Below are 21,361 nucleotides of genomic sequence, written 5' to 3'. Positions count from 1 at the left end.
AGTTGTGTTTCAATATGTAAAAAATTGGTATATATAAATAATATAAACTTAGTTGATAAAATTTGGTAACTATTATATAATATAAGTGGATATGTATATATAATTATGCATTACCCTGAATTTAATAAAAATAGAAACGCTGATATATGTTCTGTGATGTGGGCACCTTGGGACATATGGAGTTAGTGGTGCAACCGGCTATGGAATTGTATTTATTTATGGATACTTTTATTTTCATAGCATTTTTTGTTTTAAGATGGTTATATGCTAGAAATAAATCTGGTTAGTACGTGTAAATAACTTTACTTAGATTTTAACCAGGTATATTATAAGTAAGTATTAATTAAAAAAATTGAGGGGGAATAAAAATGAAGTTAAGAAAGAATAAAAAAGGTTTCACTTTGGTGGAATTATTGGTAGTAATTGCAATTATAGGTATATTAGCAGTAGTAGCAGTTCCAGCTTTATTTAGTAATATAAATAAGGCTAAGGTAGCAAGTGTTGAGTCTGATTATAGTTCAGTTAAGAGTGCAGCATTGTCTTATTATTCAGATAAGAATAAAGTTCCTAAAGATATAAAAGATGATTTAGCAGAATATATGGAAACAGTTCCAACAAAAGCAGATATAGGTGGAGATTATGAACTTTTTTCAACAGGGACTAAATTAGCTCTAAAAATAGGTAATAGCAAAGGGGCTAGCGATCCTGAGGGAACAAGTGATGAAAAACCAACATTAACAAAGGCTCAATTAGATAAACTTAAAAGTGATATAGGTGTAAATAAAATATATACAAACTCAAATCTTACAGAGAAATTGAGTGAAAATGAAATAGAAGATAAAATAATCTATTTAGTTCTTATTGATAATACTAACTTATAGTAAAACAATTGAATTATAAATATATTATTGCAAGTCTAATTTGAAATTTTTTAAACTAGAGGACAGGAAGAAAAATCTTCCTGTCTTTTTATACTATTTTCTTTTATATCCAATCACAAATGATGATATAATTGAGATAGTAAAGGAGTGAAATCTGTGGCTAAAAAAGTTAGAATAGGAGACAAACTGGTTGAAAAAGGATACATAACAGAAGACCAGCTTAAATGGGCATTATCAGAGCAAAAAAACAGTGGAAAAAGACTAGGAGAATTTCTAGTACAAGAAGGTCTTATAGATAGTAACTTATTAATAAGTGTATTAAAAGAACTTTTGGATATAGAAAGTGTATTTTTAGAAGGAACAGAAATAGATACATTAGCTACAAAAATGGTTCCAGAAAATATATGCAAAAGATATGCAATATTTCCATTCAAAATCGATGGAGACAAGATATGTCTAGCCATGTCAGACCCACAAGATAGAGAAGCAGTTCAAGATGTAAGACGTATGTCAGGGAAAGATGTAGAAATATTTATATCGAGTGCAGAAGATATAAACAAAGCAATAGGTCATGCTTATGCTCATTCAGAAATAAATAAGGCAATGACTGAGTACAACAAGAATAGAACTGGTGGAGTAAGAGAAACAGTAATACTTGAAGAAGATGTAAACGCAGCTCCAATAGTAAGATTAGTAAATAACATACTAGAAAATGCTGTGAGAATGGAAGCAAGTGATATACATATAGAACAAAGCGAAAATTACATGCGTGTTAGATTTAGAATAGATGGTATGCTAAGGGAATATATGAGAATGAACTCAGCACCATACAAAGCAGTAGTAAGTCGTATCAAAATAATGTCAGATATAAATATATCTGAAAAGAGAATCCCACAAGATGGCAGAATATATTTAAAAGTAGATAACAAACCTATAGATTTTAGGGTTTCTACAATGCCAACTAATAGGGATGAAAAAATAGCCATGAGGGTTCTTGATAAGAGTAATTTTATGGTTAGTAAAGAAGTACTAGGAATAGATGAACATGGCTCTAAGATATATGACGAGTTGATAAACACTCCTTATGGGCTTATATTGGTAGTTGGTCCTACTGGAAGTGGAAAGACAACTACATTATATTCAATGTTAAATCAATTAAATACAGAAAATAGGAACCTCCTAACTATAGAAGACCCTATAGAGTATGAACTACCTGGCGTAAATCAATCTCAAATAAATGAAAAAGCAGGTCTTACCTTTGCCAGTGGACTTAGAGCTTTTATGCGTCAAGACCCAGATATAATAATGGTTGGGGAGATAAGGGATACTGAAACTGCGGAAATAGCAATAAGAGCTTCTCTTACAGGACATTTAGTTTTAAGCACATTACATGCAAATACAGCAGTTGGAGCAATTTCTCGTCTTTTAGATATGGATGTAGAAAGTTTTTTGATAACTTCATCTGTTTTAGGGGTAATATCTCAAAGACTTACAAGAAAAATTTGTGAGCATTGTAGGGTTTCATATGAAGCAGATATCGGAGAAAAAAAGGCTCTTGGTATTGATATAAATGAATCAGTAACTATTTATAAAGGAGAAGGATGTGAAAGATGCAATAATACAGGATATAAGGGGCGTCTAGGTATATTTGAAATGCTTGAAATAACACCAGAAATAAAAGAGTTAATAGATTCATCTGCCAATCAAAGAGAAATTTTAAAGGTAGCTAGACAACAAGGTATGATTAGTCTAAAAGAGGATATAGTTAAAAAGGTTTTAAATGGAAAGACAACAGTAGAAGAAATGATTAGAATAATTTTGATGACTGATTAAAGGATGATATTATGAAAAGTTTTAAGTATACAGTGATAAAAGAGGATGGAAAAAAGCAAACTGATGTGATTGAAGCTAATGATTTTAATGAAGCTAGAAATCTACTTAGAAAAAGAAATCTTAGAGTTCTCGAAATTAAAGAAAGTAAAAGTAAAAATATAAGTGTCTTTAGTAGAAAGAGAAAAAAAGACTTAGGAGCTGACCAGATAAGCCACTTTTGTAGACAGTTTGCTATTATAGTATCTTCGGGTATAAATAGTATTTCAGGCCTAGAAACATTAGCCAGAAGGTCAACTAATGTTACCTTGAGAGAAGAAATTAATCGTATAGTGGCAGAAATAAAAATAGGTTCTACTATTGCAGATTCAATGCTTTCATCAAAATCAAAGTTTCCAAAATTACTTGGGGCTATGGTAGCTACGGGTGAGGCCACAGGTAAATTAGATGAAGTACTAAAAAGTATGGCTTCATTTTACTCAAGTGAACATAGAATTAAGCAAAAGCTTAGAAATGCAGCAACATATCCATTAATAGTTTTAATTTCTTCATTTATAATGATTTTTATATTTACAGCATTTATGGTGCCTAAGATGGTTAATTCAATTACAACAGTAGGTGCAACCCTTCCCCTTATAACAAGAATTGTTATGGGGTTTGGTATGTTTATGAAGAAGTTTTGGATAATAGTACTTCTAGCTATTATACTGTCCATTTACCAATTTAAGAAATATTTAAAAACACCAATTGGTAGAGCACATAAAGATAGAGTCATAAATAAGATACCTATTTTAGGAAAAGGAATAAACTGTATGGTGGCTACACGTTTTTCAAGAGCATTGTATCTATTTGTATCAACAGGGTACCCATTAGTTCAGGGACTTGATTATATTATAGATAGTGTAAATAATACCATGGCAGAAAAGATTTTGTCATCAGCTAAAGATGGAATAACAAGAGGTGAGGGCTTAGCAGAAAACTTAGAGAGATATACCTATTTTGATTCTGTATTAGTGCAGATGATAGCTATAGGAGAGCAGACAGGGGAGTTAGAGAATATAAGCAGACAGATGGCCGAATTCTATGAGTATGAATCCGAAATTTATTTAAATAGGATGGCATCAATGATAGAACCTGTTTTAATAATTGCAGTTGGTATTATAGTTGCGGTACTGGTTGTATCAATATTTATGCCAATGCTTAGTATATATGATGCTATGTAGGAGGGAAAGGACAAATGAACAAGGTTTATGTATCATATTATGGCGATTCTATTTCCATAGTTGAGGGCAGATATAAACATGATAAAGATAAGTTTTATATAAAAAATTTTAATGCGTTTTCAATAGAGGATATTGCACAAGATTTTTCTAAGGAAAAGTATGCTCTATTGAGATACGCATTAGAAAATATTAAGTTAAAATCAAGACATGTAGTTTTTTGTTTAAATACAAGAGATGTAATTCTAAAACCCCAAAAACTCCCTAAGATGGATAAAAAGGATTTAGATGGATTTATGAAGCTAGAAATGGATGAGATGATGGCTTTGGAATCAGATGAATATGTGTTTTCATATGAAGTATCTAGTGAAACATCAGATAGTTCAACTGGTGAGGAGTCAAGTCTAAATCTTATCATTGGAGCTATAAAAAAGGAAGAAATAAATGCAATTGTAGAGATAATGCATGAGTTCGATTTAATATTGGATAGAATAGACACATTATCAACAGCTTATTTAAGAATTCTTAAAAATTTGGATTACAACGATATAATGGTAACTAACATAAGTGACAATAGTACAATTATAAATATATATAAGAAAGATACTTTATTTATTAGTGATAATATACCGATAAGAATAACTGCAAAAGATATGGAAATGCAATTATTAAATGTAGTAGAAGAATCAAAAGGTCTTATGAATTACTATTCGTCAAGAAACTTTGGTAAGGTTACAGATACCATATTAATATTAGGAAAAAGATATTCAAATAAATTGATTTATGAGGCTTTTAGTTCTGCATTTTCAAATTATGTTTCTCAAGGTCTTACTGAAATAATGGATATATCTGATATGATAACTGGAGATATAGACGAAGATGATATAAATTCAATTGTAGAGCTTCTAGGAAGTATGATAGAACCTAAAGGTAAAAAGGATTTTGAAAATATAAATTTTTTACCAATGGATATACTCAAAAAACAGATGAAAGCCAAGCAAGTGAAAAACATACTAAAAATAGCACCAATAGTTATTTTAGTTCTTGCTATTCCATATTTATGTTTGATTTTTTCAAATAGCTTAGCTAATAAAGAGCTTGAAAATGTTAATGATGAAATAAGAAGTATTGAATCTGCATATTATCAGATTGGAAATATAGAAAAGATGATACAAAGCAAAACTGAAGAAATAAAAGTATATGATATGTTAATTGGGAAAAAGGTGAAGTGGGAAAATTTATTGGATGATATAGATAAAAATACTCCAAGTAGAGTTGAGCTAACAAGTTTATCAACTACTTACCAAAATCTTGGAACTACTAATAAAACTGAAAACTCAAATAATGATAAAGCTACTACAAATAAATCAAGTAATAATGAAACAAAATCAAACACAAAAAGCAATAGTGATGGAAATAAAACTAGTAGTGATTTAAGTGAAGAGAAGACTACAAATATATCAGAAGCATTAACTGGGGATAGTGAAACTAATGATACAGATACAGAGAAGGATGATAAGACACCATTATATGACAAGATACCAAATATCATAAACATAGAAGGAAATGCTAAAGATTCTTCTTATGTAGGTCAATTTTTATATAAACTAAAGGGATTGTATTATTTTAAGGATGTTAAATTACATAGCATAAAAAATAATGAAGAAGATTCTAATTATACATTTAACATGACATTATACCTGAAAGAAGGTGTATTAACTAATGAATAAAGATATATTTAAAAAAGATATAAAAGACATATTCAAAGTGGAGGTTACTCTAAAAGGAATTCTTATAAAAGTCATAATTTTATTAGCTATTTTATCATATGGCTACTTTGGGCTTTATCCTCAATACCAAAAATATGTTGCTACAAAAAATTCTGTAAAACAATCTACAGAAAAATTAAATACGTATAAAGAGAAAACAGCTCTTATGCCAAAATATGAAAAACAACTTAAGGAAATTGAAAGTGAACTTAAAGAAAAAAGTAAAAACCTTTTATATGATATGCAAGACGGTCTTTTTTTAATAGGTCTAGACAAAAAAATGAAAGCATACAATATAGACTTAACTAGTTACGATGTTGGAAACGTTAGAGAATATGAACATTTTTATGGTATATCAACAACAATAAGTGTTAGAGGTGATTATAGAAACGTCAAGAAATTAATGGCTTACTTAGAAGAACAAAAAAATGTTACTCAGATATTAGATTATACAATGACTTCATATATAGAGCCAGAAAAAGAAGAAAAAGAAACGACAACTAGTAAGGATTTAATTAAAAATGTGAACATAAATAAAGATACAAAAATATATTGGGTAGAAGGCGAAGATAGATGGCACTTATATAATGATTGTCCATTGATAAAAGAAGGAGAAATTCTAAAAAATGATAAGCTTTTAGATAGGTCTACTAGTTATCTATGTAATACTTGTGTACTTAGAGCAGCTACAGAGAAAGAAATACAAAAAGAAGTTGTAGCTCCAGAAGCAGAAGGTGTAGTGGATGCTACATTCAAATTTATAATGTACACTAAGGATAATACTACTATGATACTTGATACAGATAATCCATCTTCATGGAGACCAGGAAAATATAATCCATTTAAGTCTAGTGCAAAATAAAGCTAAATGGGCTTTAAAGATAGGTGATAAACTTGTACAAAAATAATGAAAAAGGTCTTACCTTATTAGAAATAATCGTAGCTGTATTTATATTGACTATAGTTTTAAGTATTTCTTATAAAGTGTTTAATGGTATAACATTAGCAGTAAAGAAACAACAAATCATTACAGATGCTCAAGTAAATGTTAATTTGATTAATAAGTATCTAAATAGGGATTTAGAAAACTGTAAAGAGGTAACCAAAGCTAGCTCAGGTAGTAATTATGAATATAATATAGAGACACCAGATAATATTGTAAGGTATGAAGTTTCTATAGAAACCAAAAATAATACAGGAGTATATTCTGTAACGAGAATTCAAGAAAATACTTCTGATGCTGATAATGCAGTTAGAGAAGAAATAATCTCTAATCAACCACTAGTTCAAAATAATAAAGAAATGAAGGAAACACCATTTAAAATAGAGAAGCAAACTGATAAATATATTTATACTGTAAGTATATACTATAATGAATCAACACAAGAAAGTCAGAAAGACAGTGATTTAAACAATAAGACTTATACATTTGATGTTATGTCTAGAATTGGGTAATAAGAATTTATTTAAAAATAAGTAGGTTGATAAAATATGGGTAAAAAGAGTAATGAAAAAGGATTTTCCTTAATTGAAGTGCTGGTAGCCCTGGCTATTATGGGAATTATATTATTTGCATTTTTTAACATTATCAATACTAATAACAAAGCTAACACTAAAAATGACACAGATATAAGTTCCTTAAACTATGTTCAAAGTGAAATAGAAAATCTGAGGGGAAAAATAAAGAGTGGAGAATTTGATTTTGATAGTTTAGATAAACAAGAAGATGGGAATGTTGTGTATGAAAAACTAATAGATAAGTCAAAAAAAGTAGTGTATGATAAAGTACTTAGTAAGGATGATGTGAGTCTATATGATACTCCATACGAAAAGAGTACAACTATAAAAGATAAAAATGGAGATTTAATTGACAAAGAAAGTATTGCAAATAAGATAAAGATTACTGTAGAAGATAAAAATGGTCAAATATATAAAATAACTGCAATTGGGAAAAGTATGAATGACTATTCAAGTAAAAAAGAAGTTAAAATTGTAACTGAAATATTTAAAGATAAATAATTTTACTTGGGGGTGAGATTTTGAGGAAGTGGAATAAATCTAAAAGTGAAAGAGGGGCAGCTTTAGTTTTAGTTTTGGTAGTGGTGGCATTGCTTTCTATTGTGGGATTGACATTTTCAAATCAGATAGCTAATAGAATAAAATCTACAAAGACTACTAATGAGGGTATACAAGCAAAGTATTTGGCAGAAACATGTGTGGAAAATAGTATTGATAAAACATATACAAAATTATATGATGAGCTTGAAAAAATAGATAATGAGTTTAAAAATGAAAATAAAGAAAAATCTATATCTAGGTCAACATTAAGGAATATATCAGAGACAGATATTAATAATCAAGATGATGAAAATCTTCCAAAAGAAAGATTAGGTTATATGAATAATATAAAGTCTTATTTAAGTAAGGCTTCTTCAGATTTAGAAAAAGCTAGTATAGAGTTAAAAAAATTACAGGATTTAAATATACTTGATGATAGAGATTTTGAAGAAGTAAATATAAATATTCTATCACATAGAGATTCTATATTAGCAATCTTGAAGAATTATACTTCTGGAGATATAAATAAAATAAGTGAAAGTGTTTTGGATGGAGATATAAATTCAACTACGATTACTGAAACAAAGTTAATAAATAATGATATTGTTTTAAAAATGTTCTTAGATGAAGGTAAAGTTGAAAAAGAACAATTAAATCCTACATTTTCATACACTTATAAGGCACTAGATAATATTTCCTTGGCAATGCAAAATATGATTGAGTATAGACATACATTTCATATTGATGACCCAAAAGTAGAGGTATCTGATGGAATTCCAAATTCTCAACAATATTATGACTTAATACAAAGTTCTATAATGAATAGTAAGAAATATAATTGGAAGGATACATGGGAGAAATTAGAAGTATTATTGAAAGATTTACCAAATCAAACTGAAGGATTTAATTCCTTAAGAGTTCATTTGAGAAATAATGTAAGAAAATTTGAACAGTTAAGTGATAATATATCTAATGGTAATAAAAATACGGCAGAAGCTTTTCTAGAATATAAAGATTTATTATATGAGATATCAGAACAATGCAATCAGTTAAAAAGTATGTCTTATGAGAAGATACCAGTTAGATATGACAATATGGCTTTGATAACAAACTTCAATTATATACAAAATGATCTTTTAGCAGAAATAAAGTGCAGACTGAAAGAATTAAAACCTCAAGAAGTTGATAAAACAGAAGACACTACTATAAAAATACCTTTTTACAAAGCTGACTATGATATGACAAAAGAAGATTGGCCAGAATTAAAAGAAAATGGCTCAGGGTCAGAATTGAGTTTAATAGTAACTGGGGATGAAGACGGAATAAAAGAGGTAGAAATTAAAGAAGGACAAGAAAAAATCCTCGGATTAGGTGTTGAAGAAAACTCAAATTCAAAATATGAAGTTGAGGCTAAAGTTAAATTTAATATAAATGTAGATTCAAATATATTAGATAATTATGATATAAAAGACAAAATTTCAATTAGCCATGACATAAGTTCATACAAAAAGGTAAACTAAACACAAAAATACAACTTAGTATAAACGAATAAGTAATAAATTAACTTTGTATATTTATTACTTAAAAATAAGTAAACTAATAAAAGATATGGAGATTAAATATTATGTATATTTATGATTTATTGGAGCAAGGTATAAGACTGAACGCATCAGACATACACATAACGGTTGGAACGAATCCTGTAGCTAGAGTAAAAGGCGGATTTGTAAAGCTAAGTGAGCAGATACTTACACCAGAAATAACAATGCAAATGGCAAAAGACATAGCAGGGGAATCTATGTTTAAAGTAATAGAAGAACATGGAGAAGCTGATTTTTCAGCTTCTCTAAAAACAGGTGAAAGATTTAGGGTAAACTCATATAGACAAAAAGGCGATTACGCAATAGCAATAAGAACTATAACAGCAGAGATACCAACTTTTGAGAAATTAGGTCTTCCAGAAAATATAAGGTCATTTACTGAAAGGCATAAAGGATTAGTTTTAGTTACAGGTCCAACAGGAAGTGGTAAAAGTACAACACTTGCAAGTATGATAAATATAATAAATGAAACACAGCAAAAACATATAATTACACTTGAGGACCCAATAGAATATGTACATCATCATAAACAAAGCTTGGTAAATCAAAGAGAAGTAGGAACTGATACAGAAAGTTTTCACTCAGCTCTTAGAGCTATCTTGCGTCAAGACCCAGATGTAATACTAATAGGAGAGATGAGAGACCCTGAGACTGTGTCAATAGCATTAACAGCAGCAGAAACAGGGCATTTGGTATTTTCAACACTACATACAGTTGGAGCAGCTAAGACAATAGATAGAATAGTTGATATGTTCCAACCATCTCAACAGCAACAAATAAAGACTCAGCTATCTACAGTTTGTGAAGGGGTAGTGTCACAACAATTACTTCCTACAGCTGATGAAAAAGGTAGAATAGCTGCTATTGAATTGATGTTTGCTACTCCAGCAATAAAAAACTTAATAAGAGAAGGAAAAACATATCAGATTCCAAACATGATACAGACTGGGGTTAAAGCAGGTATGAAGACTATGGACCAAGATTTAATGGAACTTTATAAAAACGGAAAGATTACAAAAGATATGGCACTTAGTAGATGTACTGACCAAGAGTTTATGACAAGGATGATAGGTGGAGTAAATTATAATGGACATTATAATCGTTAATTTATACGTATTTATAGTTGGATTAGTATTTGGAAGTTTCTTTAATGTTTGCATTTTTAGGATTCCAGAAGGTATATCTATTTCTAGACCTCCATCCCATTGTATGAGTTGTAACACTAGATTAAAGCCTATAGACTTAATACCAGTACTAAGCTATTTAATAAGTGGTAGAAAATGTAGATATTGTTGTGAGAAAATCTCTAGTAGATATGCTCTAGTAGAATTAATTACAGGAATTTTATTTTTAACAGTGTTTATGATATATGGAATATCTACAACAACCATTTATTATTTAGTTCTTGTGTCTTTACTGATTATAATAACATTTATAGATATTGACCACTTTATAATACCAGATAGAATACTGATTTTTGGAGCTATATTTGCTATAATTTTTAATCTCATTTTTAAAGAAATACCAATTAAGAATTCCATTATAGGAGCTTTTATCTGTGGAGGAAGCGTTTGGCTTATTGTGCTTCTTATTGAATTTATAGTAAAAAAAGAGTGTATGGGTGGAGGAGATATTAAACTATTTGCAATGATAGGTCTTTATATGGGTGTTAAAAATGGTCTTTTGACTGCCCTACTAAGCGTTTATGTAGGTGCAGCATATGGAATTTGTGTGATAATCTTAAGTAAGATAAAGAGAAAGAAATACAATTCTGTTATACCTTATGGTCCATTTATATCAATTGGAGCATTAATAACAATCTTATGTGGGAAACAGTTACTTGAACTTTATTTTTCTATGATTATGTAGAAAATAGTTAAACTTAATCAAGTTTTAATTTTTATAAAAATGAATTAAAGTATTCAATAAGGACAATATTATTATTAACCCTATTACTAACGTGCTGTAGACTATGGAGTATATAATAATAATTTCCTTATTTTTTGCGCATTTGATAAATAAATCTCTAGATATTTTTTGTGCTAGAGGAAAGAAAAATCTATATAATATGTTTTTTATTTACATAATAACTGTAGTTTTATCTGTATTAATATATCTAAAGTTTGGAATTAGTGTAGAATGTGTACAATATATGGTATTAATTCCATTTCTAATAATTATATCCATTATAGATTACTACACAATATATGTATATGATATAACAATAGTTAGTGGTATAATAGTTCAAGGTATAATTTTTTTGGTATTTTGCAATATTGTTAAGTTTGACTATATAAATCATATAATTGGACTAGCAATAGGCTTTGTTATACCTTATATTATTGCTAAATTAACAAAAGGATTAGGCTATGGAGATGTAGGTCTCTATAGCTTATGTTGCTTTGCATTGGGAAATAATTATGGTTTTTATGTGATAGTTTTATCATTTATTTTAGCGTTTTTGTTTTTTGTTGTTTTATACATAACTAAAATATTTAAAGGTATAAACATAAAAAGGCAGATTCCTTTTACACCTTTTATTTCCTTATCAACAATTATAATAATATTTACAGAGTATAATATATTTGATTTTTATTATAGTTTGTTATACAAATTTATATAACAGGAGGTAAGAAATGTACGTAGTAGTAGGGTTAGGTAATCCAGGAAAGAAATATGAGAAGACTAGACATAACGTTGGATTTGATGTTATAGATATTCTTGCAAAAGAATACAACATTAGTGTCACTAAAATAAAGCATAAAGCTTTAATTGGTGAAGGTAGAGTAGGTACTGAAAAAGTATTATTAGTAAAACCACAAACTTATATGAATTTAAGTGGAGAAACATTAATAGATATATATAAATATTATAAGGTTGATTTAAGTAATATAGTAGTAGTATACGATGATATAGACTTAGAGGTTGGAAAAATACGTATAAGAAAAAAGGGAAGTGGGGGAACACATAATGGTATGAAGTCTATAACTAAATGCCTAGGTTCAAATGATTTTCCAAGAGTAAGAGTAGGTGTATCTAAGCCAGCAATTGGGCAAGATTTAGCCGACTTTGTGCTTTCTAGATTTAGAAAAGAAGAATCTGATAATATAAATGAAGCACTAGAAAAAGCAGCATGTGCTATTGACTCAATAATAAGAGAAAATATAGATATGTCTATGAACAAATACAATGGATAGTGAGAGGGAGATTTAAATGAATGATGTTTTTTTATATCCTTTGCAAAATTCAAAAGAGTATAAAGATATAATAAACTGTATAAAAAATACAAAAGGTTCATTATTAGTTAATGGACTTTTACCAGTACAAAAACCTCATATATCTTATTCTATATTTAATGATTTATCACGACAAATGATTTTTATAACTAGTAGTGATTTAGAAGCTAAGAAAGTATATGAAGATTTAAGTTTTTATATTGAAGATAAAGTTGAATATTTAGGCTTTCAAGATATTTATTTTTATCACTTAGATGCAAAGGACAGAAACGAAGAGGCAAAAAAATTAAAGGTATTATTAAAACTGGCAAATAAAGAAAAAATAATCTTAGTAACTTCTATTGAAGCGGTTTTAAGAAAATACATACCAAAACAAGTTTTACTGGATAGTGTATCTCATTATAGGGTGGGAGACAGCTTAGATTTAGAAAAATTAACTGAAAAACTAGTTTCATTAGGATATGAAAGAGTTTCAAAAATAGAGGGGTTTGGTCAATTTAGTATAAGAGGTGGAATTATAGATGTATTTTCACTTGAATATACAAATCCAATTCGTATGGAATTATTTGATGATGAGATAGATTCCATACGAACTTTTGACGTATATTCGCAAAAATCAATTGATAAATTACAACAGTTTTCTATTACCCCATCCAGAGAATTTATTTATCCAGAGAAAACTACAGATGCATTAGTTAAACTAAAAAAAGAAACAACTAAGATTACTGATGAAGGTACATTTCAAAATATAGACTATATATCAAGCAAGACTTATTTTGAAGGAGTAGAAAACTATATAGATTATATTTATCCAGAAGAAAACAAAAGTATATTTACTTATCTAGCAGATGATGCAATAGTATTTATAAATGATATAACAAGACTTAAAGAGAGATGTGAAAATTATATAAATGAGTTTAGAGAAAATTATAAACTTAATCTTGAAAGAGGCTTGGCTATTAAAAACCAAGGAAAATTATTATATCATTATACAGACTTAGAATATCTAGTAAAAGACAAGTCTGTAGTTTTAAACTCACTATTGCCAAAGTCTATAAATAATTTTTCTATAAAATCTATAATCAACTTTGAAAGTAGAGAAGTTCCTACATTCAATGGAAAAGTAGATTTGTTAATTGAAGAATTAAATCGTCTGAAATACAATGGATACAAAATAATTTTAGCAACAAATACATTGGAAAGAGCAACTAAGTTGAGTAAAGATTTGTTGGATAAAGGCTTAGAAACAACTATTTCTAAAGATAGAGACCTTGAGATTAAATCCTCTCAAATTATAATTGTACCTGCACATATAAACAGTGGTTTCCAGTATAAATCCATAAAGTTTGCTGTTATAACAGATAATGAAATGATAGGTGTTTATAAAAGAGCATCTAAAGCGAGTAATAAAAAAGCTAAAAAAGGGAAAAAAATAGAATCCTTTTTAGATTTAAGTGTTGGTGATTATGTAGTACATGAAAATAGTGGTGTAGGTAGATACACAGGGATTGAACAGATTACAGTCAATGCTATTAAAAAAGATTACATGAAAATAGTTTATCAAGGTGGAGATAACCTATATGTACCAATAGACCAGATGGATAAAGTACAGAAATATATCGGTGCAGAGGTAGAAAAAGTTAAGTTAAATAAGCTTGGAACCAATGAATGGACAAAGGCAAAAGCAAAAGTCAAAAAAGAAATTGAGGACATGACAAAGGATTTAATTGAACTTTATGCAAAACGTGAAAAAATACAAGGATATAAGTTCTCAAAAGATACACCTTGGCAGGCAGAGTTTGAATCGTTGTTTCCATATCAAGAAACAGAAGACCAATTAAAAGCAATAGAAGAAACTAAAAAAGATATGGAATCAAGTAAGGTAATGGACAGACTTGTATGTGGAGATGTTGGTTATGGAAAAACAGAGGTAGCTATTAGAAGTATTTTCAAAGCTTGTATGGACCAAAAGCAAGTTGCTGTGCTAGTTCCAACAACCATATTAGCTCAACAGCATTATAATACATTTAAAGAAAGATTTGAAAATTATCCTTTAAGAGTTGAAGTTTTAAGCAGATTTAAAACTCCAAAACAACAAAAACAAATTATTGAAGATGCTAAAAAAGGATTAGTAGATATTTTGATTGGGACGCATAGAATAATATCCAAAGATATAAATTTACCAAACTTAGGTCTTGTAGTTATTGATGAGGAGCAAAGATTTGGGGTAAAACATAAGGAAGCTTTAAAGAAAATTAAATCTACAGTAGATGTACTTACACTTTCAGCAACGCCTATACCAAGAACCTTACATATGTCTCTAAGTGGAATAAGAGATATGAGTGTTATAGAAGAACCTCCACAAGAAAGACATCCTGTAATAACATATGTTACAGAGAGTAAGGAAAGTGTAATTCAAGATGAAATAGAGAGAGAATTAAGTAGAGGTGGACAGGTATTTTTCGTATACAATAGAGTTGAGCATATTGAAGAGATGGCAAGCATGATTCAAAAGCTCGTACCAGATGCTAGAGTAGCTGTTGCACATGGAAGAATGACTTCTAAATCATTAGAAAATATAATCCTAGGATTTTTAAATAAAGATTATGATGTACTAGTTTGTACTACAATAATCGAAACAGGTATGGACATATCCAATGCAAATACAATGATTATATATGATGCAGATAAAATGGGATTAGCTCAACTTTACCAATTAAGAGGTAGGGTAGGCAGAAGCTCAAGACAAGGATATGCATATCTCTTATATGAAAAAGACAAAACTCTGAGTGAAATAGCTGAGAAACGATTAAAAGCTGTCAGAGAGTTTACAGAGTTTGGTTCAGGTTTTAAAATAGCAATGAGAGACCTTGAAATAAGAGGAGCTGGAAATATTTTAGGTTCTCAACAACATGGTCATATGGCGGTTATAGGTTATGATTTGTATGTTAAAATGCTTAATGATGCAATTAAAAAGGTTAAAGGTGAGCCTATTGTTGAAGAAATTGATGTTGAAATAGACTTAAGCGTAAATGCATACATTCCAGATAATTATATAAAAGATGAATTGATTAAAATTGAAATGTACAAAAAAATTGCTTCTATTGAAAACAAAGAGGATATGCTGGATATACAAGAAGAACTTGAGGACAGATTCTCTGATATACCTAAACCAGTTCAGACATTACTTACAATAGCTTATATAAAATCATTGTGTAAAATATTGAAAATAGAAAAAATAAGACAATTAAAAGATGAAATATTATTAGTTCCAATAACAAAGTATAGAACTAAACAGAAAATAGGTTATAATATAGTTACAGAATTAGAAGAATTATTAGAAAAAATGTGCAAGGCAAAATAACTTGTAAATTTAAGAAGGGATGTTTTAAATTTGAAAAAAGTAATAACGTTGGCAATAGCTATGATTTTGGTAGTATCTATGACTGCCTGTAGTTCTAGTAAAGGAGAAACTGTGGCGACAGTTGAAGGGTCAAAGATATCATCAGATGAATTTAAAAAGACTATAGCTCTTTATAAAGATTCTATGGAACAAACTTATGGAAAAGATATATGGGATAAGGAAGTTGAAAAAGGTGTAAAATATAAGGACAAGTTTAAGGATTTAATTCTTGACCAACTTATAACTACAGAAGTAATATATTCTCAAGCTAAAAAAGATAACTTACTTCCTAAAAAAGAAGATGTTGAGAAAAGTTTTAAAGATTTAAAAGATGCTATGAGCAAAGACGAAAAATATAAAGAACAACTTAAAAAACTAGGAATAGATGACGAATTTTTAAGAGACCAACAAGAGAAAGATTTAGCTATGCAAAATTATCAAAGTAGTTTTACTAAAAAGACTAAGATATCAGATGAAGAACTGAAAAAATATTATGATTCACATAAAGATGAATTTAAAAAAGATGAAGTAGAAGCTTCTCATATTTTATTGAAAACAGTAGATGATAACAACAAACCACTTTCAGATGATAAAAAAGCAGAAGCTAAGAAAAAGGCTGAAGAAGCTCTTAAAGAAGTTAAATCAGGTGAAGATTTTGCCAAAGTAGCAAAAAAATATTCACAAGACTCTACAGCAAGTGATGGTGGTAAATTAGGTTTCTTCTCAAGAGGTCAAATGGTTGCTGAGTTTGAAGAAGCTGCTTTTTCTATGAAAAAGGGTGAAGTATCTAATTTAGTTGAAACTCAATATGGATATCATATAATTAAAGTAACAGATAGAGTAAATGAGCAAACTTCATTTGAAGATGCAAAAGAAACTATAAAAGACCAATTATTAAAAAATAAGTATCAAGAGCAAATAGAAAAATTAACTAAAGAAGCTAAAGTAGAAAAAGATGAAAAAGTAATAGATAAAATCACAATCTAAAAACTAAAAAAAGAGTAATATGCTTAAAAAAGCTATATCTAGATAAGATATAGCTTTTTTTGTATATTTTTCTTAACAATGGTAAAAATAAACTTAAAGTAATTTATGGAGGGATTAAAAAATATGAAAGCAACAGGCATAGTTAGAAGAATAGATGATCTTGGAAGGGTAGTTATACCAAAAGAGATAAGAAAGACATTAAGAATTAGAGAAGGAGACCCTTTAGAGATATTCACAGCAAAAGATGGAGAAGTCATACTTAAAAAATACTCTCCAATAGGGGAATTAAATGAATTCTCTCAAGAATATGCTGAAACATTAGCTGAAGTACTAGGATATGGTGTATTGATAACAGACTTAGATTCTATAATAGCTGTATCTAAACTTCCTAAAAAAGATTATAAAGACAAAAGTATAAGTGATGAGTTAGAAGCAATAATAAGTGAAAGAACAGTAAAATATTCAAAAGATAAAAATATTTTACCTTTATTTAAAGAAGACCAAAAAGAATACACTAGCCAAGTTATAATGCCTATAATTAGTGCATCTGGAGACTGTATAGGTTCAATTGTAGTCGTTTCAAAAGATAAAGATACAATTGCAGAGAGTGAAGAAAAATCTTTAAAAATAGCTGCTAACTTTTTAGGAAAACAAGTTCAATAATTTTATCATAAAGACCTTTTAAATGAAGGTCTTTTGAAGTTTTTGTGTAAAATATTGAATATAGCATTAAAAATATGGTATATTAAAGTTTGTTATATAAACAGTATGGAGGTTATGTTATGAACAATAACAAAAATAAAGACTCTTTTTTAAAAGGAGCCCTTATACTTGGACTAGCGGGTGTAATCGTAAAAATAATGGGAGGATTTTTTAGAATTCCTCTTGGTAACATGATTGGTTCAGAAGGAATGGGATACTATCAGGCTGCTTATCCTGTGTATACTCTATTTTTAACATTAGCTACTGCTGGATTCCCAACAGCTGTGGCAAAGTTGGTTTCAGAAAAAGTTGCTGTTGGAAATTTTAAAGGTGCAAATAAGATATTTAAAGTATCACATACAGTTTTATTTATTACTGGAATAATATCATTTTGTATATTATTTTTTGGTGCTGACTACATAGTAACAAACGTAATGAAAAATCCAGGTGCATTATACTCTATGAAAGCTATTGCTCCAGCATTATTATTTGTTCCTGCAATGTCTGCATATAGAGGATATTTTCAAGGGAGACAGGATATGACTAAGATTGCTGTGTCTCAAGTTGCAGAGCAATTTTTTAGAGTTGTATTAGGTCTTACTTTGGCTTATTTACTTATGAAAAGTCTAGGTCAAACTTTTGGGGCGGCTGGTGCTATATCAGGAGCTACAATAGGTTCAGTAGCATCTATGATTTATTTGATGTTTGCTTATATGCTAGGGAGAAAAGAGCGTAGAGCAGAGATAGATGCAAGTCAAAGATTTAAAGATGAGAGAGTTTCTTATATTTTTAAAAAGCTTTTAACTGTTGCTATTCCTATAACAATAGGAGCATCAGTAATGCCACTTGTGAATATGATAGATAATGTTATCGTGATAAGAAGACTTATGGAAGCAGGCTATACATACAAAGTAGCGAACTCAATGTTTGGTCAGTTGACAGGTATGGCAATGGCCACAATAAATTTACCAGCAGTTATAACAACTGCAATGAGTATGAGCTTAGTTCCAGCAATTTCTAAAGCATATGCATTAGGAAACAAGACAAAAGCTAGAAAAGATACTAAGAGTGCAGTTAAGGTAACTCTACTTATAGTATTACCTTGTGCGTTTGGTATGGCTTCTTTAGCAATACCAATAATGGGTCTTTTGTTTCCACATGAACCATCTTCTGTAGGAACTATTTTATTTACTCTTACTCCATGTGTATTATTTTTAGGATTAATACAAACATTAACTGGTATAATTCAAGGTATGGGAAAACCAATAGTACCTGTAATTGCCTTATGTGCTGGTATGTTATGTAAGATTGTGATAAGTTATACTTTAACAGGAATACCAGATATTAATGTATTAGGCTCTGCATTTGGTACAGTTACAGCATACTTTGTTGCAGCTATGATTAACTTGTTATACGTTAAAAAGCATATGAATGTAAGCTTCCCTAAAAAAGAATTTATAATAAAGCCATTTATAACAGTTTTGACAATGTTTATAATGGTTAAATTGAGTTATGGAGCTTTAGTTGGATTCTTGGGAAATAGTATATCTACAATAATTGCAATATGTGTTGGTGGAATTGTATATGTAGTAGTTATACTTGGAATAGGTGGAATTAAAAAAGAAGAGATTTTGACTATGCCAAAAGGTGATAAATTATATAAATTGTTAAAAAAAGTTAAGCTTATAAGATAATATAGGAATATATATGCAAATAAAGGAAATACTATACAAATAGTAAAGCTCCTTATTTGTATAAGAATATAAAAATAAAGTGAAATTTGCTAATAGGAGTGATGTTATGGGTAAGATAAGTATTGTAGGTCTTGGACCAGGAGATTATTCTCTTATAAGCCAAGGTGCGTTAGAATCTTTAAGAAATAGCCCAAGAGTTTTTTTTAGAACAGAGAAACATCCAATAATTGATAAACTTAAAGAAACTATACAATACACTTCATTAGACTATTTTTATGAAAATGAAGAAAATTTTGAAAATGTTTATTTAAAAATATCTGAGTTTATCATAGAAGAATCTACAAAGGGTGATTTAATATATGCTGTTCCTGGTCATCCAAGAGTCGCAGAAAAGACTGTAAGTATAATAGAAAGAATAGCCAATGAAAAGCACATAACAGTAGAAATATTGCCTTCTATGAGCTTTGTAGACGCTATGTTTAACTATTTGGCTATAGACCCATCTGAGGGATTTAAATTGATAGATGCTTTTGAAATAGAAAATTCATATATAGATTTGAATACTAGTATGATAATAACTCAAGTATATGATAAATTTATAGCATCTAATGTAAAGTTAAAGCTTATGGAATATTATGACTATAATCAAGAAGTATGTATAGTAAATGGAGCAGGTGTCAAAGATTTAGAAAGTAAAAAGTTTATAAAACTGTGCGAATTGGACAGAAATGAAAACTTTTTTGACTATTTAACTAGCTTATATATACCCAAAAGTTCTAAAAAGATGTATAATACAGTACATGACTTAGAAATAATAGTTAATACACTTAGAAGTCCATCTGGATGTGAATGGGATAAAAAACAGACACATCAATCATTAAAAAATTCTGTTATAGAGGAATCATATGAACTTTGTAATGCAATCGACAATAATGATATAGATGAAATGGTAGAAGAACTAGGAGATGTTCTTTTACAAGTTATATTCCATTGCCAGATAGGAAATGAGGAAGGCTACTTTGATTTAAAAGAAGTAGTAAATGGAATATGTAAAAAATTAATTAATAGACATCCTCATATATTTAGTGGTGTAAAACTAGATATGTCTAAGTTTGAAAAAACTTGGGAAGAATTAAAGAAAGAAGAGAAGGGCGAAAGCACTATAACAGATAGCCTTAGAAGGATACCAAAGCATTTACCAGCTCTTATGAAGGCTAGTAAAGTTCAACATAAAGCAGCCCTTGTTGGCTTTGATTGGGACAATGTAGAAGATGTATTTAAAAAAATTGAAGAAGAATATCAGGAATTACTTGACGAACACAGGGTCGGGAATATAAAATACATAAAGGAAGAACTAGGCGATTTATTATTTTCGATAGTAAATCTAGCTAGATTTTTAGACATAGACTCAGGAGAAGCCTTGAACTGTACTACCGATAAATTCATAAATAGATTTGAGTTTGTGGAGAAAAGTGCAATGAATTTAAATAAAAAATTAGAAGACATGACACTTGAAGAGATGGATGAATTTTGGAATCAGGCTAAAAAACAATAAAATTGTGGAAGGAAATTTGTCAAAAATCTAGAACTTTTATCACAAAGATAGAAGTCTATATTATAAACATTTTTAGGAGGTAAATATCGTGAATAAAGCTGAATTAGTATCAAAGATGGCAGAAAAAAGTGGATTAACAAAGAAGGAAGCAGAGGCTGCATTAAACGCATTTATGAGTTCTGTTCAAGATGCACTAGTAAATAACGAAAAAGTTCAATTAGTTGGATTTGGAACATTTGAGACAAGAGAAAGAGCTGCTAGACAAGGAAGAAATCCAAGAGATCCAGAGCAAGTTATAGATATACCAGCTTCTAAAGCACCAGTTTTCAAAGCTGGAAAAGGATTAAAGGATATAATAAATGGATAATTAGAAATCTTGTGAAAAAGTGTGGATAAATTTGCCACACTTTTTCTATAGAACTAAG

Annotated in this window: 18 protein-coding genes and 1 riboswitch; all 18 genes read left to right on the top strand. The window is 29.1% G+C overall.

Features of this window, described 5'->3' with window-relative positions:
• Nucleotides 1-123 precede the first annotated feature (123 nt).
• A riboswitch (cyclic di-GMP riboswitch) is annotated at nucleotides 124-209 on the top strand.
• Nucleotides 210-368: 159 nt separating this feature from the next.
• The 18 genes from Q3304_RS16420 to Q3304_RS16335 all read left to right on the top strand — a co-directional run bounded on the left by Q3304_RS16420 (nucleotide 369) and on the right by Q3304_RS16335 (nucleotide 21,303).
• Complete coding sequence (locus Q3304_RS16420; protein ID WP_407814575.1) at nucleotides 369-881, top strand: type II secretion system protein; 513 nt, start codon at nucleotides 369-371, stop codon at nucleotides 879-881.
• Nucleotides 882-1,037: 156 nt separating this feature from the next.
• Nucleotides 1,038-2,714, top strand: a complete 1,677-nt coding sequence (locus tag Q3304_RS16415; protein ID WP_054271948.1) for a GspE/PulE family protein — start codon at nucleotides 1,038-1,040, stop codon at nucleotides 2,712-2,714.
• An 11-nt stretch (nucleotides 2,715-2,725) separates the two neighbouring features.
• Nucleotides 2,726-3,934 (top strand): type II secretion system F family protein, encoded by a 1,209-nt coding sequence (locus tag Q3304_RS16410; RefSeq protein WP_054271947.1) that lies wholly within the window; start codon nucleotides 2,726-2,728, stop codon nucleotides 3,932-3,934.
• A 14-nt stretch (nucleotides 3,935-3,948) separates the two neighbouring features.
• On the top strand, nucleotides 3,949-5,661 hold the full coding sequence (locus Q3304_RS16405) for a PilN domain-containing protein (protein WP_407814574.1): 1,713 nt from the start codon (nucleotides 3,949-3,951) through the stop codon (nucleotides 5,659-5,661).
• The gene (gene pilO / locus Q3304_RS16400; RefSeq protein WP_054271945.1) at nucleotides 5,654-6,562 is read left to right on the top strand and encodes a type 4a pilus biogenesis protein PilO; all 909 of its coding nucleotides are present in this window, start codon (nucleotides 5,654-5,656) and stop codon (nucleotides 6,560-6,562) included. Before Q3304_RS16405 ends, pilO begins: the two co-directional genes overlap by 8 nt.
• Before the next feature lie 23 nt (nucleotides 6,563-6,585).
• Nucleotides 6,586-7,155 carry a PilW family protein gene (locus tag Q3304_RS16395; RefSeq protein WP_407814573.1) on the top strand — a complete coding sequence of 190 codons (570 nt, stop codon included), beginning with the start codon at nucleotides 6,586-6,588 and terminating at the stop codon, nucleotides 7,153-7,155.
• Between the two features lie 36 nt (nucleotides 7,156-7,191).
• Nucleotides 7,192-7,719, top strand: coding sequence for a prepilin-type N-terminal cleavage/methylation domain-containing protein (locus tag Q3304_RS16390; protein ID WP_407814572.1), 528 nt, complete (start codon nucleotides 7,192-7,194; stop codon nucleotides 7,717-7,719).
• A gap of 20 nt (nucleotides 7,720-7,739) precedes the next feature.
• Nucleotides 7,740-9,278, top strand: coding sequence for a hypothetical protein (locus tag Q3304_RS16385; RefSeq protein ID WP_407814571.1), 1,539 nt, complete (start codon nucleotides 7,740-7,742; stop codon nucleotides 9,276-9,278).
• A 104-nt stretch (nucleotides 9,279-9,382) separates the two neighbouring features.
• Nucleotides 9,383-10,465 (top strand): type IV pilus twitching motility protein PilT, encoded by a 1,083-nt coding sequence (locus Q3304_RS16380; RefSeq protein WP_407814569.1) that lies wholly within the window; start codon nucleotides 9,383-9,385, stop codon nucleotides 10,463-10,465.
• Nucleotides 10,446-11,228, top strand: coding sequence for a prepilin peptidase (locus Q3304_RS16375; RefSeq protein WP_407814567.1), 783 nt, complete (start codon nucleotides 10,446-10,448; stop codon nucleotides 11,226-11,228). Before Q3304_RS16380 ends, Q3304_RS16375 begins: the two co-directional genes overlap by 20 nt.
• A 199-nt stretch (nucleotides 11,229-11,427) precedes the next feature.
• A complete protein-coding gene (locus Q3304_RS16370; protein ID WP_407815452.1) occupies nucleotides 11,428-11,982 on the top strand; it encodes a prepilin peptidase in 555 nt (184 codons plus the stop codon).
• A gap of 13 nt (nucleotides 11,983-11,995) precedes the next feature.
• Nucleotides 11,996-12,556, top strand: a complete 561-nt coding sequence (pth, locus tag Q3304_RS16365; protein WP_021386404.1) for an aminoacyl-tRNA hydrolase — start codon at nucleotides 11,996-11,998, stop codon at nucleotides 12,554-12,556.
• A gap of 16 nt (nucleotides 12,557-12,572) precedes the next feature.
• Complete coding sequence (gene mfd, locus Q3304_RS16360) at nucleotides 12,573-15,959, top strand: transcription-repair coupling factor (protein ID WP_407814563.1); 3,387 nt, start codon at nucleotides 12,573-12,575, stop codon at nucleotides 15,957-15,959.
• A gap of 30 nt (nucleotides 15,960-15,989) precedes the next feature.
• Nucleotides 15,990-16,985 carry a peptidylprolyl isomerase gene (locus tag Q3304_RS16355; RefSeq protein WP_054271937.1) on the top strand — a complete coding sequence of 332 codons (996 nt, stop codon included), beginning with the start codon at nucleotides 15,990-15,992 and terminating at the stop codon, nucleotides 16,983-16,985.
• 123 nt (nucleotides 16,986-17,108) lie between these two features.
• Nucleotides 17,109-17,648 (top strand): stage V sporulation protein T, encoded by a 540-nt coding sequence (gene spoVT / locus Q3304_RS16350; protein WP_054271936.1) that lies wholly within the window; start codon nucleotides 17,109-17,111, stop codon nucleotides 17,646-17,648.
• A gap of 119 nt (nucleotides 17,649-17,767) precedes the next feature.
• Nucleotides 17,768-19,381: an oligosaccharide flippase family protein gene (locus Q3304_RS16345; protein WP_407814561.1), complete on the top strand. Its 1,614-nt coding sequence runs from the start codon at nucleotides 17,768-17,770 to the stop codon at nucleotides 19,379-19,381.
• 106 nt (nucleotides 19,382-19,487) lie between these two features.
• Nucleotides 19,488-20,936 carry a nucleoside triphosphate pyrophosphohydrolase gene (gene mazG / locus Q3304_RS16340; protein ID WP_054271934.1) on the top strand — a complete coding sequence of 483 codons (1,449 nt, stop codon included), beginning with the start codon at nucleotides 19,488-19,490 and terminating at the stop codon, nucleotides 20,934-20,936.
• An 88-nt stretch (nucleotides 20,937-21,024) separates the two neighbouring features.
• On the top strand, nucleotides 21,025-21,303 hold the full coding sequence (locus Q3304_RS16335) for an HU family DNA-binding protein (RefSeq protein ID WP_003421415.1): 279 nt from the start codon (nucleotides 21,025-21,027) through the stop codon (nucleotides 21,301-21,303).
• Nucleotides 21,304-21,361: the final 58 nt, after the last annotated feature.

Origin of the sequence: Clostridioides sp. GD02377, from assembly GCF_045899875.1 — a bacterium.
Taxonomy (GTDB): Bacteria; Bacillota; Clostridia; order Peptostreptococcales; family Peptostreptococcaceae; genus Clostridioides; species Clostridioides difficile_A.
The sequence above is the reverse complement of the archived record's forward strand: the minus strand, read 5'-3'. Positions and strand labels throughout refer to the sequence as shown.